The organism is Pantoea sp. X-Soil-ISGK-355, from assembly GCF_059730805.1.
Map to the genome: position 1 here is coordinate 957602 of NZ_AP035971.1, position 14748 is coordinate 972349.

The window sequence follows — 14748 nt, forward strand, 5'->3', positions numbered from 1 at the left end:
TCCGGACTGTGGTGCTTTTTATCCCTTTTTAACATCCAGTATAGACAAACGTGACGGGGCGGCATTGTCAGTGTGAGCTATGACGCTGCCAGGCAGCGGCCTGCGGCAGGATGAGGGCTGGGTAAGACGAGGACGCTGGCAGGGAGTCAGCCAGCAAAATACCAGGCGGGCAGCAGCGCAATCAGGTTATTCAGGGTGTGCAGGAAGATGGGCAGCGCCAGACTGTTACTCCGCAGCCGCGCATAGCAGAGCAGCAGCGAAAACAGCGTCAGAGCGATAAGGGTCTGCCAGTGCACATACTGTGTATGCATCACCGCAAACAGCAGTGAGGTCAGCAGCATGCAGGCGAAACGGCTGCGCGGCGCCCACAGCAGAAAACCCTGTAACAGGAAACCGCGGAACAGCACCTCTTCAAACACCGGCGCCAGCAGTACGGCGGTCAGCAGCAGGATCAACAGCGAATTGCGTCCCTGCTGGGCCTGCATCACCAGCCAGCCTTCCGGCTGCATGAACTGCATCTGTGCTGCCATCAACAAAAACAGCGCGCCGGTAAACAGCAGGGTTTGCAGCGTGTAAAGCTCACCCAGCGGCAAATCAGTACGACGCTGGCAGTAAAAGCGATAAAGCGGGTAGATAACAGCAAATTCAAACAGGCAGAGTACGGGCACCAGCAGGCCGTCATTACGCAGCACGCTGTAATTAGGGAACAGCGTGATCAGCATGGTAACCAGGTAATAGACCACAAAGCTGCCGACGTAGAACAGCGTCAGGGTCACTCTGTCGGAATTGGTGTTCATAGGCGACTCAGCCAGCGAAGGTAAGCGCATAGTAGCAATGCACCCGATCGCTGTCGAGTGAGCCTGTTACACATTATTTAAGCGCAAAATGTTAGCCGCAGACTAAACACCGGAGCGCCCGGGCCGATAACTGATGAAACTAATCTGGCCAGCAACGCATGTTGTATTGCAGGCCTGTGATCTTAATCCCTGGCTGTGTAGTGAGCACTCTTAATGACTTTTAACCCTCCGGCGCCGCCGTCGCCACCATTCAGACATGCCGCTGAAGATCGCACTGTCCGCTTTACGCGGCGCAGCCTGCGTACGCTTTCGCTGCTGCTGTCTGGTGTGCTGGTGCTCTCGATGCTGATGGTACTGATGATTGCACAGCGTCAGAACAGCGCATCGGTTGAGCATGACCGCATGCTGATGCAGCAGACGTGGCAAAATCGTCAGGAGGCGATGGTCACCGATATCCGGGATTATGCCTTCTGGGGAGAAGCCTGGCGCAATCTCCATGTCAGGGTGAACAAAGTCTGGGCGTTTGACGAAGAGAACTTCGGACCGGGTCTTTACGAAGAGTATCACTATGAAGGCGTGTTCGTGGTCGACAGCAAAGGTCACACCACCTACAGCGTGATTAATGGGCAGATGGCGGATACGCCACTGGAAGCCTGGCTGGGTCATGAGACACGGACGCTAATTGCGGCAGCGCGTCAGCTCAATAATAAAGCGATGACCCGCAATGCGCTGATCAACCATCTGCCCGCGATTGTGGTGGCCGCACCTATCAGCAGCGGTAAACTGCCGAACGTGCCGCCCATGGCCGGGCCTGCATCAATCATGGTGTTCGTGAATCTGTTTACACCCGCCAAATTACAGGCGCTGGGCGCGACGCTGGATATACGCGAACTGCGTCTGCCCGCCAGTGAAGAGGATGCCCTGCATGAACCGCGAATGGTACTACCGTTGCCAGGCGGCGAGCCGATTGTGCTGCGCTGGACGTCAAAAATGCCGGGCATGGGCCTGATCGGGTTGCTGCTGCCACTGCTGCTGCTGACGGCGATCATCATCGGCATCATTACTCATCGCGTCAGCCGCCATGCGCTCTCCAATGCGATTCTCTCTGACCGCCGCTTTGCCATGCTGGCAATCAGTCAGCAGGAGCTTGCCAACAGTGAAGCGCGGTTTCGCGATCTCGCTGAGGCGGCGTCAGACTGGATCTGGGAAACGGATGAAGAGGGTCGCCTGATCTATCTGTCCGCGCGCTTTCATACCCTTACCGGCCACGACATCACACACTGGCTGGGACGTCACATCGATCACTTGCTGACCCATCCCAGCCATTCACTGGTCGCCTGGCTGCTGCGGCAGGAGGCGGAAGAGCAACAGATGCCGCTGCGCTGTCAGTTTATGTCCGCACAGGGTCACCGCCGCATCGGTCAACTGGTGGCGAAAACCATCTGGCATGATGCGCGACGTATCGGATTTCGCGGCACGGTATCGGACATCACCCAGGGCATGGAAGCAGAGGCACGCATTCAGTTTCTGTCGCGTCACGACGTTTTAACCGGTCTGTCGAACCGCGTGCAGCTGCTGGAGTTTCTGACGCTGCACCTTGCGCTGCCTGATGGCGCTGCGCCGCTGACGCTGATTACCCTCGATCTCGATCAGTTCCGGCCAATTAATGAAACCTGGGGTCATGCGGCGGGCGATGAGGTACTGAGCCAGATAGCGCAGCGTCTGAAGCACTGTATCGGCCCGCAGGAGCTGGTGGCGCGGCTGAGCGGTGATGAATTTGTACTGGTGTTGCGGGAAACGAACCGTGAGCGGATCGATCAGCGTTGTGCTCAGCTGGTGCACGAGGTTCAGCAGCCAGTCAGCACCGGTCAGCATGTCCACTATCTCACCATCAGCATGGGCATTGCCTGTGCGCCACAGGATGCCAGCCATCCGGAAGCGCTGTTGCAGATGGCAGATATCGCACTGAATGAAGCACGCGATGCGGGACGTAATCAGTGGGTCTGGTACGCCAATGAAATGGCGAGCCAGCGCGAAGATAAGCGTGAAATGGCGCGGCGCATTGAGAAAGCACTGACTACTAATGAATTCCGTCTGCACTATCAGCCCCGTTATCAGCTGCTGACCGGTCAGCTGGCCGGCGCTGAAGCGCTGATTCGCTGGCAGATTGCCCCGGATCAGTGGATTACGCCAGACCACTTTATTCCGCTGGCGGAAGAGAGTGGTCTGATCGCCACTATCAGCGACTGGGTTCTGATGCGTGCCTGCCAGGATGCGCTGGGCTGGGGTGGCGATCGCTATGTGTCAGTCAATATTTCGCCGATGGAGTTTCGCACCAGCGATCTGGTGCAACGGGTGGCAGATGCGCTGGCGAAAAGTGGTCTGCCAGCGACAAGGCTGGAGCTGGAGATCACGGAGAATGTCACCTTTGAACATCCACAGCATGCGCTGGAGGTAATGCAGGGCTTACGGTCGCTGGGGGTAAGGTTAACCGTCGACGATTTTGGCACCGGCTATGCCGCGCTGGGCTATCTGAAGACATTCCCGTTTAACGGTCTGAAGATTGATCGCTCCTGGATGAAAGATTTCCCGGAGTCGCAGCAGGCGCAATCGGTGGTGGCGGGCATTATTGCGCTGGCACGCGCCTTCGCCCTGACGATCACGGCGGAGGGAATTGAGACAGAAGCGCAGCTGAACCAGCTAAAACAGCTCTCGTGCGAAGAGGGGCAAGGCTACTTCCTCGGTCGGCCGATGCCGCTGGCTGCATTCAGTACGCTTCTGGAAAGAACAACGCAGAATCAGGCTGAGCCGGTTTAACGGACTTTGACCGCCACGGCGGTCATCAGCATTGCGCAGACAACAAAAATAATCAGTTCCATCATGACCTCCACAGGGGTAAGAATAGTCTTAAGATAGTGTAGCGGCTCACTGTGGTTTTTTTAGGCAGTGAGTGCGATTAATCTTAAAAAGAGAGTCTGTGGGACACCCGGATCCGCGCTCACTGTAACAACTTTACCTTTTCCGGCTTCTGGTCAGCAGGCACGCTTTGCTACTCTTGGGGCAGGTTTTACACGTCCAACAGGAGAACAAACGTGAAATTTTATGGAAAAGGGCTGCTGGTAGTGGGTCTGTTTGCATTAACCGCCTGTCAGTCTGCCAGTAAACCTGACACCGCCAGTGTGCCGCAGGATCCTGAAGCCGACCGCTGCGGTGCCTCTCAGTTTCAGAACTATGTCGGCAAACCGTTAACCGTGCTTCAGGGTCAACACTTTGAACAGCAGGTGCGTCCAATCCCCTATAATTCTGCGGTCACCATGGATTTCAACCTTAACCGGCTTAACTTCCTGGCCGATAAAAATGGCAATATCAGCTCAGTTTATTGTGGCTGACGGCCGGTCTGTCATAGGCTTGTCATAACGGCAGGCGAGGATAGCAGCGCGTTTAAGAAACTTCCTCGTCACACAATAAATAGTGCTCGTCTTGTTTATTCCCGCCCCGGCGGGAATTTTTTTAGCGCCTTCGGGCCGGAACAGGAGCGGAGAAGATGAAATGCATAGGGGCACTGCTGCCCACGTTGTTACTCAGCAGCACACTGGCACAGGCGTCCAGTGAAGAGGCCTGGCAGAAGAGCCGCCAGATCATGACACAGGCGTGTATTAATGCCAGCCATCTGAGTAAAGTAAAGGTGCTGGGCGAGCCGATTGAGTATGACGACAACACAGGTTACAGCGCACTGTTGCTGGAGGGGCGCTATCCCCAGCAGCATATGAAAAACAGGCGTGGACGCGAGCTCTGCCTGTTTCAGCTCAGCAGCGGACGGGCCAGCGTCAGCGAAGCGGATAAACTGCGCTGGGTGAAGTAAACCGACGCTTTACACCTCCGGATGCGTGTCGATGAGCTGTGCCAGCAGGGTGCGATACCGCTGCAACTGCGCCTCATCGCCTTCGACTTCCAGTTTGTCGATCACCCGCGCAATCAGTGCCTTACTGGTCGCGGGTTCTCCCGCCTCCATAATTTCACGCAGAATAACCGCCAGCAGATCGGACTCTGGCGGTATTCGCCAGTTCGGGCTATTGAAATAGTCACTGATAGCGCGGCTGGCACTGCTTGTTTGCACTCTCATTTCCCTACCTCCGCTGAAACGCTACCCCGACCCTTACGCAGGTGTAAGGGCATCTATGCACGTCATAAGCTGAACTGCCTCAGCGTAGCCGGATGGTCTGGACCGTTTTTTAGCGGAGGACGTCGCGCCAGGCAGAATGATCGTCACATCGCCACGACTGGCGATTTTTTAAACATAGAAGCGGCGTGAATCGTTGTCAGTAACAGAATGACATATTTTTCCATATTGATGAGGCATGGTTGAGGAAGAGGGTGCCAGGGCAGGCCATCGGCCACGGGATTCACGCTGTAAACCGCTGGTCAGAGAAAATTTTCGCGGGTAATTGCGCTGAATCAAGAGGAATCCTGTCTTTTGCCGTTTGTGCCATGTTATGTCGGTCACGTTAAGAATCGTCGCGTTAAACTAAGCACTCCCTCTCTTTGAATCATCTGCCCATGCCACGCACTATTGAACCCTGGAAGATAAACCTGATCTCAGTCTGGTTTGGCTGTTTTTTTACTGGCCTGGCCATCAGCCAGATTATCCCGTTTCTGCCGCTCTACCTTGAGCAGCTTGGCGTCACCGGAGGCGAGTCCCTGAGTCTCTGGTCGGGGCTCACCTTCAGTATCACCTTCGTGGTTTCGGCGGCGGTCGCCCCGCTGTGGGGCAGTCTGGCCGATCGCAAAGGGCGTAAACTGATGCTGTTGCGCGCGGCGTTTGGTATGGGCGTGGTGATCCTGCTACAGGCTTTTGTCACCGAAGCCTGGCAGTTACTGCTGCTGCGCGCCCTGATGGGGCTGACCTCTGGCTATATCCCCAACGCGATGGCGCTGGTGGCGGCTCAGGTGCCGCGTGAACGTAGCGGCTGGGCGCTGAGCTGTGTCTCCACCGGGCAGATTGGCGGTGTGATTCTGGGGCCGATGCTGGGTGGGCTGCTGGCTGACTGGGTCGGTTTGCGCACGGTATTTATCGTCACCGCGGCGCTGCTGATGGTCAGCTTTATGGTGACGCTGTTCATGATTAAAGAGACCGGTTACACCCCGGTGAGTAAAAAAGAGAAACTCAGCGGACGCGAGGTTTTTCGTTCGCTGGACAACCCAAAGCTGATGCTCTGCCTGTTTTTCACCACCATGGTCATCCAGATGTGCAACGGATCGGTGAACCCTATCCTGACGCTCTTTGTGCGGGAACTGGCACCCACCGCTGAGAATATCGCTTTTCTTAGCGGGGTCATTGCCGCGCTGCCTGGCGTCTCTGCACTGCTGGCCGCGCCTCGTCTGGGGCGACTCGGCGATCGCATCGGCACGCAGCGTATTCTGCTCGCAACGATGGTTATCTCGCTGCTGCTGTTTATCGCCATGTCTTTTGTCACCAGTGCCACGCAGCTGGGCATCTTACGTTTTCTGCTGGGCTTCGCCGATGGCGCGATGATGCCTGCGGTACAGACGCTGCTGGTGCGTCATTCGCGCGACACTATCACCGGCCGGATCTTCGGTTATAACCAGTCGTTTATGTATCTTGGCAATGTTGCTGGCCCATTACTGGGCGCAGCGGTATCGGCGGTGGCAGGTTTCCGCTGGGTCTTTTGTGCCACCGCCGTTGTAGTGCTGATTAATGTCCTGTTCCTGAAACGCTTTTACCGGCGTCCGAAGACTGTGCTGCCCGCGTCGGCTGACAAATCGTCAGCTCAGCCTGCCAGCGCTGCTGAGTCAGCAAAAACTCAGGACTGACGCTGGGGCTCCAGGAGTCATCGCCGCCGACGCCCATATGGAAGGCATCCAGGTGCAGCCAGCAGCCCGCTTCCGGACGCAGAAGGTGGCGGTGGGAGGCTTCACGCAACTGCTCCAGACTGAAGCGGCTCAGCGAGAAAGCAAAATCGCCGCTGACCTGCCAGCTGCCGCTGTCGAGCTGGCGGGTGCCGCCACGCAGACCATTCTCGCTGGGGAAAACGTAGGGCGTTGAAAGCTGATCCAGCGGCAGTTGCCAGCGTGAGAACTGCGCGGCCAGCTGGCGATCGGGATAGTTTTCATGCGGTCCCAGGCCGAGCCAGCTTACCTGCTGCGGGATTTGCGCCAGCGCGCAGCGCAATCCGATGCGTGCAGGCGGTGGTAAACCGCGAGACTGCACAACGGAAAGCTGTAACTGCAACTCACCCTGCGCATTGATCAGATAACGCTTACGGCTGATAAAGGCGAGCTGGTCATTAGCGATCCAGCTATGCAGCGTCTCAATCTGTATCGCCTGCGGCAACGCATTCGCGGCTATCGACACCAGCTGGCTGCTCATCTGGTCATAACCTGCCGCTTTCCAGCGCTCAACCCACGCATTGGGATCCACCCGCTCTGCTTCGCTGGTGCCGATATCGTTGTCCAGCGGCGCGCGAATAAAGCAGTCCTGAAGCGGGGAGAGCAGCGTCGGTGCCTCATTCACAAACCACTGCGTCAGTTCACCGCTGTGGCGTGAAAAATGCCAGCGCTGTTGCTGGTGAGTGACGACAATCTCACTGGCGTCATCATAGAGGACAGGTACTTCAGCTGTTTCCGGCAGCGGGGGGAGCACCAGCAGCGAAGGCAGCGCCCACTGATGCCAGGCGACACACCAGTCCGCAGTACTCCAGCGGGTCGGGTGAATCTGATGAACCGCAACGTTAAGCCAGCATTCGCCCTGTAACGCGGGCGGTGACGGCAGCGTGATCCGCTGCTGACCCTGCGGGCCGATATCCAGTGAGACTTCACCTTCCGTCACCACCTGGCCCTCCTGCTCAATGCGCCAGCGCAGCACTTCATTGTCACTGTGACGGAATAAGTAGTCGCTGCTGACCGTCAAGCTCAGCGGGTCGCCGGGATCGGGCGTAAACTGCCAGAACTGCTGGGCGCGCTGCGCCTCATACAGCGCCGGATGCGGCGTGCGATCGGCAAACACCAGCCCGTTCATACAGAACTGGCGATCGTTGGGCTTATCGCCAAAATCGCCGCCGTAGGCCTGCCATGGCTGGCCCTGATCGTCATAACGGGTCAGGCTCTGATCAACCCAGTCCCAGACGAAGCCGCCCTGCAGACGCGGAAACTGACGGAATGCCTCCCAGTATTTCGCGAAACCGCCAAAGCTGTTGCCCATCGCATGCGCGTACTCACACAGGATCAGCGGACGGGTTTCGCCCGGCAGACCGATCCACTTTTTCAGCGACCACTTCGGCACCGCCGGGAACGGCTGATCTTCATCGACCCTGGCATACATAGGGCAGATGATATCGGTCGCGGCGGTGTCCGCACCGCCGCCTTCATACTGTACCGGACGGGTAGGATCGCTGCTTTTCACCCAGCGGTAGAGCGCATCATGCGTGGTGCCATGTCCAGACTCATTACCCAGCGACCAGATAATAATGCTGCAGTGATTACGATCGCGCTGCACCATACGCGTCACGCGTTCGCTATAGGCAGCGAACCAGCGGGGATCGTCGGAGAGCCGGTTCATTGGTTGCATGCCGTGAGTTTCGATATTCGCTTCATCCACCACATAAAGCCCATACTGGTCGCACAGCCGATACCAGAGCGGATGATTGGGATAGTGCGAACAGCGCACCGCATTGAAATTGTGCTGCTTCATGAGCTCAATGTCGCGGCGCATCGTCGCCTCATCCACCACCTGACCGCGCTCCGGATGGTGTTCGTGGCGGTTGGTGCCACGGATTAGCAGCGGTTTGCCGTTGAGACAGAGCAAGCCGTTATCGATAGTGACCTGACGGAAGCCGACATCATAGGCTTCCACCTCGACCAGCTGCTGATCCCCATCCAGCAGCGCCAGCGTGGCGCGATAGAGATGGGGCATTTCGGCGCTCCACAGTACAGGCCGTTCCACCGGCAGACTGAGCAGGGCGCGTTCAGGATAGTGGCCCCGCTCGTCAATAATGGCGCTACCCAGCGGCTGTTGACACTGCGCAACCGGCTGTTCACCCTGCCACAGCGTCAGGCGCAGCTGATAGTGCGTGGTGACCTCTGGCGGCAGGGCGACGCGGACCTGGGCGCGCAGCGCGGCACGGGTAAACTCCGGGCTGAGCCGGGTTTCCAGCTGCACGTCGGCCAGATGCACCTGCGGCTTATGCAGTAACGTGACATCGCGGAAAATGCCGCTCATCCGCCACATATCCTGGTCTTCCAGATAGCTGCCGTCGCTCCAGCGCAGCACCATCACCGCCAGCCGGTTTTTGCCTGGTCGCAGATAAGGCGTCAGGTCGAATTCGGCGGGCAGGCGGCTGTCCTGAGAGTAGCCAATCCAGCTTCCGTTGCACCACAGATGAAAGGCTGAATTGACACCGTCAAAGATGATGCGTGTCTGCCCGGAAGTGAGCCAGGCAGCGTCCGTGCTGAATGTGAGCGAGTAACATCCGGTCGGGTTCTCTTTGGGCACAAGCGGAGGATTAACCGGAATCGGATACTGCACGTTAGTGTAAATGGGCGCATCAAAACCGTGCATCTGCCAGTTTGCCGGGACCGGAATCGTGCTGGCATCCGGCAGATCCTGCAGTAACCAGCTGGCCGGGACCGCCTCAGGCTGTACAAAGTAACTGAAACCCCACTCCCCATTCAGGCTCTTTAGTGACGCGGAGGGCGTGTCATCTCGCGCTGCCGCTTCATCCCGCCAGCTGGCAAAAGGCGGGTGCGCATCCAGCCGATGCAGCGAGGTTATGACCGGGTTTTCCCAGTCGCGCCGGGAGAGGATGTCACTGAAAGCAGCCTGTGAGAGAGTCATGGTTATATCCTGTAAATGTGATGCGCTCACAATGCGGAATATTGTTCAGGCTGTAAAGCGTTCGCCATCCCGATTTGCACAAATAGTTTGCCCCGAAAGCGGGCCGCACTGTTGAGAATGTGGCGGCTTACTGACTGTAAAACGTTAAGTCTGGTCAGCAAAGATGAATAGCAGCCGGAAGCGGAGGAATCTCACTTGTCGCCATGCGGGTGCCTTCATACACTCAGCCCGATTTCATCACCCTGAGGTAAATATGGTACGAATCGTTAAGCTGGCTGCCGTTGTGGCATTAGTGACTGCATTAAGTGGATGTCTTTTCCCGCCTCCTGGTGGCGGCGGTGGGGGTGGCTGGGGCGGACATGGCGGCGGGCCGGGCCGCGGATTTGTCGATCCCCGTTAAGCCCTGCCTGATGAATGCTGGCAAATGACGATGTGCGCCTGCTGCGCAGTTACATCGAAAAGCTGTTGCGGCATCCCCGCCAGTAACGCCGTTAGTCCCAGACGGGAATGGGATCTTCACGTCACTTTGACCTGAAACATTTTCCGCTTTGCTTATTCGCTGCCAGAATAACAGGTGACAATCCATTGTGGAGATAACAAGATGAAAGTCAGTTTAATGGCGATGATGATGGCGGGCCTGCTGGTCAGTGGTATGGCGGGTGCGGCGGAAAAAACGCCGCAGCAGGAGAAAATGACGATGTGTAACCAGCACGCCAAATCTCAGGATCTCAAAGGGGAAGCACGTAAAACCTTTATGAGTGAATGCCTGAAAAAGGACAGCAAACTGTCGCACATGACGCCGCAGCAGATGAAAATGAAAAGCTGTAACGGCGAAGCTGGCGATAAAAAGCTGGCAGGCGACGCGCGTAAAACCTTTATGAGCCAGTGCCTGAAAAAAAGCTAATCATCCCTCACGGCCACGCAGGTGGCCGCTTCTCCCTGCCGATTCCTTGCCCGCCTGAAGACGATTAAATTATCTTTCACAACAGCAGGTTAACCTTCTGACAAACATTCGGCGTCAGGCTTCCTGGTTCCTTTGCCACACTTACTGTTTGTGAGGATTTGCGCAGGCCTCGTTTTACCGCGCAGCATCAGTCCAGAAACAGCGAAAGGAGCCATGCCGTGAACTATCAATTTACCACCGACCTGAACGATCTGCCTCAGCGACAGCCGGTTAAAAAAACGCTGGGTGAGGTAGAGGTCTTACTGATTCGCGACGGGGACAACGTACGCGCGTATCAGGCGAAATGTCCACACGCGGGCGCGCCGCTGGAGCAGGGCGCCATCTGCGGCGACCGGCTGGTCTGCCCGTGGCACAAAGCCGCGTTTGATCTTGCCGACGGCAAAATGTGTGAACCGCTGGCGCTAGCCGATCTCAAACAGTATCCGCTGCGCATCGAACAGGGGCGGGTGCTGGTGAATCCTAAAGCGATGTCACCCGCTGCCCCCATTGGCAGCGGGGCAGCCGCGCCGGTCTATGTGGTGCTGGGTGGTGGCGCGGCGGGCAGCGCAGCGCTGTGGCGTCTGCGTCATGACGGTTTCAAAGGCCGCCTGATTCTGGTTGAGCGGGAGGCGGACGCACCTTACGACCGCACCGCGCTGACCAAATTTGTGCCGTCGGGCAAAATGGACATCAGCGAGGTGCCACAGCTGCTGAAAGCGGATGTGATGGATCACGTTGAACGAGTGCAGGCAACCGTGAGCCGCCTCGATGCGCAGCAGCAACGGCTGATCTTCGACGATGGCAAAACGCTTGCCTTCGACAAACTGCTGATCGCCAGCGGCGCGAAGCCTGTCCGTCCCGATTTGCCGGGCAGCGATCTTGACGGGGTCTATCTGCTGCGCAGCAAAGCGCAGACCGATGAGCTGCTTCAGGCGGTGGATGCGACCCATAAAATCGTGATTATCGGTAACAGTTTTATCGGCACCGAGCTGGCGTCGGCACTGCGTAACCGTGACATCGACGTTACAGTGATTGCCCGTCAGGCGCTGCCCTTTGCAAAACGGTTTGGCGATCAGATTGGCCGCTATTTCTACCAGTTGCACGAGCAAAACGGCGTGAAATGGGTGCAGGGTGAGATCGCATCACTGCAGGGCGACCAGCAGGTGAGTGGCGTGCAGCTTAAGGGCGGACGGCAGCTGGACGCGAATGTTGTGCTGTTTGCTACCGGCGTTAAACCGGCTACCGACTTTATCCACGATCTGCCGCTGGCAGAGGATGGCAGTCTGCAGGCAGACGAGCATTTACGGGTCGCTGACAATATCTGGGTGGCGGGTGATATCGCCACGTATCCGTCGGCACAGGAGCCGCTGCGCATTGAGCACTATCGCGTCGCGCATCAGCAGGGACAGACTACCGCATGGAATATGCTGGATCAGAACGTCACCTTTGATCGTGTGCCGTTTTTCTGGACGACGCAGTATGGCACCCGTTATGAGTATGTTGGCCACGCAGCAGAATGGGATAATTTCGAGCTGATCGGCTCGCTGGAGGACAAAAAGTTTATGGCGTTTTATGGTCAGCAGGGGCAACTGGCCGCGATCTGCTCATGCGGTATGTACACGCTGACCGCTGAGCTGGTGGAGCGGATGCAGCAACCGATGACGCTTGCCGACGCGGTAGCGCTCTGTCAGGCGCACATCAGTTAAGCTGCGCGCAGGGCGGGCCGCGAGCTGGTCCGCCCTGCGCAATGCCTGACGCTTAGCTGCGGCTCAGTTTTTCGGACTTCGCCATGCACCGCTGCATTGCTTCAATCACTGCCGACCGCATCCCTTTCTCTTCCAGCACCTTCACGGCTTCAATGGTGGTGCCGCCAGGTGAGCAGACCATATCTTTAAGTTCAGCCGGATGTTTACCGCTGGTCAGCACCATCTCCGCCGCTCCTTTTACCGCCTGTGCAGCAAACTGATAGGCCTGGGCGCGCGGCATGCCGCCCAGTACGGCCGCATCCGCCATCGCTTCGATAAACATAAAGACGTAGGCCGGCGCAGAACCGCTGACGCCGACCACGGAGTGAATCAGATATTCATCCACCACGGCCGCTTTGCCGAAGCTCTCAAAAATCGCAACGACCTCGTCGATCTCCGCCTGCTCAACCAGCACGTTGGGCGTGACCGAGGTCATGCCTTCGCTGACCAGCGAAGGCGTATTCGGCATCGCCCGGATGATTTTACGATCGTAGCCCAGCACCGATGAAAGCGAATCCAGCGTCACGCCCGCCGCAATCGACACCACCAGCGCCTCTTTTTTCAGGCTGCCGGCCAGCTCTTTTAATACTTTCAGGATCACATTGGGTTTTACCGCGCCGAACAGGATGTCCACTTCACGTGCCAGCGCATCCGCGCTCTCAGCCGCGTTGATGCCATACTGTTCTGCCATCGCCTGGTTGGTCTCTGCTTTGCGATCGTAAACGAAGATATCAGACGGGGCGATTTTACCGCTATTGACCAGTCCGCCGATAATGGCTTTCGCCATGTTTCCCCCGCCGATAAACCCGATTTTTTTTGCCAGCATCGCCATCTCCTTAGGACATTATTCGGTTTTCTCAGTGGGCTAGCTTACTTCAGCCAGCCCGAATAACAAGTCAGCCGGGTGCGGGCTGGAAAGCGTGCCGCAAATAAAATTTGCCATTCAGGGAGAACCCGGCAAGATCTCAGGCTTCTCTGACTGTAAGGAATCATGATGTTTATCTGGGTCGATGCCGATGCCTGTCCGAATGTGATCAAAGAGGTGCTCTACCGTGCGGCGGATCGCACCGCCACCACGGTCACTTTTGTGGCAAACCAGTTTCTGCGTGTGCCGCCATCGCCTTACCTGCGCACCCTGCAGGTGCCAGCCGGATTTGATGTGGCGGACAATGAGATTGTCAGACGTTGTCAGCCCGGCGATCTGGTGATCACCGCCGATATTCCGCTGGCGGCTGAGGTGATTGAGAAAGGGGCGGCAGCGTTGAATCCGCGCGGCGAGCGCTACTCACCGGCCACGATACGTGAACGCCTGACGATGCGGGATTTTATGGATACTCTGCGGTCAAGCGGCGTGCAGACCGGCGGCCCCGCGACGATGAGTCCGCGTGACCGCCAGCAGTTTGCCAATGAGCTGGACAGCTGGCTCACTCAGCAGAAACGCTCTACTTAAACGAAGCTATCGTCGTCGTCGAAATCGCCGCCGCCAAAATCGTTCAGATCGCTGTTGTCAGCATAATTACTGTCCCAGCCCGAGTTCTGGTCCAGGAAGGCGTTATCATTACCGCCGTTAAAGGCATCGGCGTTGTCATCGCCACCGTTGAAGGTGTTGAGATTATCATTCACCTCCGGCAATGGCGGCTCATTGATGATGTTCACAATCTCTTCCGGCTGTGAATGGTGGAACATGCTGGTCAGCATGTCGGCCATCACGACCCCCCCAGCCACGCCCACCGCTGTTTGCAGTGCGCCGCCAAGGAAACCGGTGCCGCGTGGCGCGGGTGCCTGGGCAGGAGCATATTGCTGCTGTGCCGGTTGCTGCGGTGCACTGTTCCACGGCGACGATTGTTGCTGCTGCTGAACGGGCTGCTGCTGGCGCGAACCGCTGCCAAACAGTCCCGACAGAAAGCCGCCGCTGCTCTGTGCGGGTTGCTGCTGCTGTTGCTGTTGCAACTGTGCAACCTGGCTTTCCAGCGCTGACACTTTCTCATTAAGTTTTTTCAGTGCCGCTTCCTGAATCAGGATCGCCTGCGCCATGTAGTAAGGCGCGCCCGGCTGCGCCTGAAGATGCTGATTAATCAGTTGTTCGGCTGCGGCATCGCGTGCCACGGTCTGGCTTTCAGCCTGTTTCAGACGGCTGAACAGCCCTTCGATCAGTTGTTGTTCTTCGCGTTGCATGATGACTCTCCTGTGGCAATATTTATCAGTATATGTGGGCGCCAGTGAGAAAAGTAAAATCGCGGCGGTAAGCAAATATTGCCAGCGCATTCCGGACGCTACTTTACGCGTTGTTTTATCGTCCTGTTAGCGCCCTGATGCACAAAACGTGCATGCTTTTCCTGTTGAAAATACGAATGTTATCGCTGTTCAGGTAACGAAAATGCGTAAATCATGCCTGACAGGTGGAGGCCATAA

General features: G+C 57.2%; 13 protein-coding genes. 8 read left to right on the plus strand and 5 right to left on the minus strand.

Annotated features, from left to right (window positions below):
• Window positions 1–146: 146 nt before the first annotated feature.
• Window positions 147–797: a CPBP family intramembrane glutamic endopeptidase gene (locus AC6I8J_RS04205; protein ID WP_161736666.1), complete on the minus strand. Its 651-nt coding sequence runs from the start codon at window positions 795–797 to the stop codon at window positions 147–149.
• Between the two features lie 213 nt (window positions 798–1010).
• On the opposite strand from AC6I8J_RS04205, the gene AC6I8J_RS04210 reads away from it, so the two are divergent.
• The 3 genes from AC6I8J_RS04210 (at window position 1011) to AC6I8J_RS04220 (ending at window position 4659) form a co-directional block, all read left to right on the plus strand.
• Entirely contained in the window at window positions 1011–3614 is a 2604-nt protein-coding gene (locus AC6I8J_RS04210) for a bifunctional diguanylate cyclase/phosphodiesterase (RefSeq protein ID WP_222924459.1), read from the plus strand.
• A gap of 275 nt (window positions 3615–3889) precedes the next feature.
• On the plus strand, window positions 3890–4186 hold the full coding sequence (locus tag AC6I8J_RS04215; protein ID WP_013356930.1) for an I78 family peptidase inhibitor: 297 nt from the start codon (window positions 3890–3892) through the stop codon (window positions 4184–4186).
• Between the two features lie 155 nt (window positions 4187–4341).
• Window positions 4342–4659: a hypothetical protein gene (locus AC6I8J_RS04220; RefSeq protein ID WP_161736664.1), complete on the plus strand. Its 318-nt coding sequence runs from the start codon at window positions 4342–4344 to the stop codon at window positions 4657–4659.
• Window positions 4660–4668: 9 nt separating this feature from the next.
• Here AC6I8J_RS04220 and AC6I8J_RS04225 read toward each other — a convergent pair whose 3' ends face one another.
• Window positions 4669–4920 (minus strand): biofilm development regulator YmgB/AriR family protein, encoded by a 252-nt coding sequence (locus tag AC6I8J_RS04225; protein ID WP_161736663.1) that lies wholly within the window; start codon window positions 4918–4920, stop codon window positions 4669–4671.
• A 434-nt stretch (window positions 4921–5354) separates the two neighbouring features.
• On the opposite strand from AC6I8J_RS04225, the gene AC6I8J_RS04230 reads away from it, so the two are divergent.
• A complete protein-coding gene (locus tag AC6I8J_RS04230) occupies window positions 5355–6629 on the plus strand; it encodes a multidrug efflux MFS transporter (protein ID WP_497825119.1) in 1275 nt (424 codons plus the stop codon).
• On the opposite strand, the gene AC6I8J_RS04235 is transcribed toward AC6I8J_RS04230, so the two are convergent.
• The gene (locus AC6I8J_RS04235) at window positions 6511–9648 is read right to left on the minus strand and encodes a beta-galactosidase (protein ID WP_497825120.1); all 3138 of its coding nucleotides are present in this window, start codon (window positions 9646–9648) and stop codon (window positions 6511–6513) included. The two genes, AC6I8J_RS04230 and AC6I8J_RS04235, sit on opposite strands and share 119 nt — an antisense overlap.
• A gap of 253 nt (window positions 9649–9901) precedes the next feature.
• On the opposite strand from AC6I8J_RS04235, the gene AC6I8J_RS04240 reads away from it, so the two are divergent.
• The 3 genes from AC6I8J_RS04240 (at window position 9902) to AC6I8J_RS04250 (ending at window position 12297) form a co-directional block, all read left to right on the plus strand.
• Window positions 9902–10048 (plus strand): hypothetical protein, encoded by a 147-nt coding sequence (locus AC6I8J_RS04240; RefSeq protein WP_253421186.1) that lies wholly within the window; start codon window positions 9902–9904, stop codon window positions 10046–10048.
• A gap of 201 nt (window positions 10049–10249) precedes the next feature.
• Window positions 10250–10552: a PsiF family protein gene (locus tag AC6I8J_RS04245; protein ID WP_161735318.1), complete on the plus strand. Its 303-nt coding sequence runs from the start codon at window positions 10250–10252 to the stop codon at window positions 10550–10552.
• Between the two features lie 218 nt (window positions 10553–10770).
• Window positions 10771–12297 (plus strand): FAD-dependent oxidoreductase, encoded by a 1527-nt coding sequence (locus AC6I8J_RS04250; RefSeq protein WP_497825121.1) that lies wholly within the window; start codon window positions 10771–10773, stop codon window positions 12295–12297.
• Between the two features lie 52 nt (window positions 12298–12349).
• Here AC6I8J_RS04250 and proC read toward each other — a convergent pair whose 3' ends face one another.
• Window positions 12350–13162: a pyrroline-5-carboxylate reductase gene (proC, locus tag AC6I8J_RS04255; protein ID WP_497825122.1), complete on the minus strand. Its 813-nt coding sequence runs from the start codon at window positions 13160–13162 to the stop codon at window positions 12350–12352.
• A gap of 168 nt (window positions 13163–13330) precedes the next feature.
• Between proC and AC6I8J_RS04260 the strand changes: the two genes are divergently transcribed.
• Window positions 13331–13786, plus strand: a complete 456-nt coding sequence (locus AC6I8J_RS04260) for a YaiI/YqxD family protein (RefSeq protein ID WP_003850071.1) — start codon at window positions 13331–13333, stop codon at window positions 13784–13786.
• Here the strand turns inward: AC6I8J_RS04260 and AC6I8J_RS04265 are convergent.
• The gene (locus tag AC6I8J_RS04265) at window positions 13783–14511 is read right to left on the minus strand and encodes a DUF2076 domain-containing protein (RefSeq protein ID WP_285086329.1); all 729 of its coding nucleotides are present in this window, start codon (window positions 14509–14511) and stop codon (window positions 13783–13785) included. The genes AC6I8J_RS04260 and AC6I8J_RS04265 overlap by 4 nt on opposite strands.
• Window positions 14512–14748 lie beyond the last annotated feature (237 nt).

What these genes read in the sequence shown, in the direction of transcription:
- AC6I8J_RS04205 (WP_161736666.1), bottom strand. Translation starts at nt 797, where the DNA reads ATGAACACCAATTCCGACAGAGTGACCCTGACGCTGTTCTACGTCGGC.
- AC6I8J_RS04210 (WP_222924459.1), top strand. Translation starts at nt 1,011, where the DNA reads ATGACTTTTAACCCTCCGGCGCCGCCGTCGCCACCATTCAGACATGCC.
- AC6I8J_RS04220 (WP_161736664.1), top strand. Translation starts at nt 4,342, where the DNA reads ATGAAATGCATAGGGGCACTGCTGCCCACGTTGTTACTCAGCAGCACA.
- AC6I8J_RS04225 (WP_161736663.1), bottom strand. Translation starts at nt 4,920, where the DNA reads ATGAGAGTGCAAACAAGCAGTGCCAGCCGCGCTATCAGTGACTATTTC.
- AC6I8J_RS04230 (WP_497825119.1), top strand. Translation starts at nt 5,355, where the DNA reads ATGCCACGCACTATTGAACCCTGGAAGATAAACCTGATCTCAGTCTGG.
- AC6I8J_RS04235 (WP_497825120.1), bottom strand. Translation starts at nt 9,648, where the DNA reads ATGACTCTCTCACAGGCTGCTTTCAGTGACATCCTCTCCCGGCGCGAC.
- AC6I8J_RS04240 (WP_253421186.1), top strand. Translation starts at nt 9,902, where the DNA reads ATGGTACGAATCGTTAAGCTGGCTGCCGTTGTGGCATTAGTGACTGCA.
- AC6I8J_RS04245 (WP_161735318.1), top strand. Translation starts at nt 10,250, where the DNA reads ATGAAAGTCAGTTTAATGGCGATGATGATGGCGGGCCTGCTGGTCAGT.
- proC (WP_497825122.1), bottom strand. Translation starts at nt 13,162, where the DNA reads ATGCTGGCAAAAAAAATCGGGTTTATCGGCGGGGGAAACATGGCGAAA.
- AC6I8J_RS04260 (WP_003850071.1), top strand. Translation starts at nt 13,331, where the DNA reads ATGTTTATCTGGGTCGATGCCGATGCCTGTCCGAATGTGATCAAAGAG.
- AC6I8J_RS04265 (WP_285086329.1), bottom strand. Translation starts at nt 14,511, where the DNA reads ATGCAACGCGAAGAACAACAACTGATCGAAGGGCTGTTCAGCCGTCTG.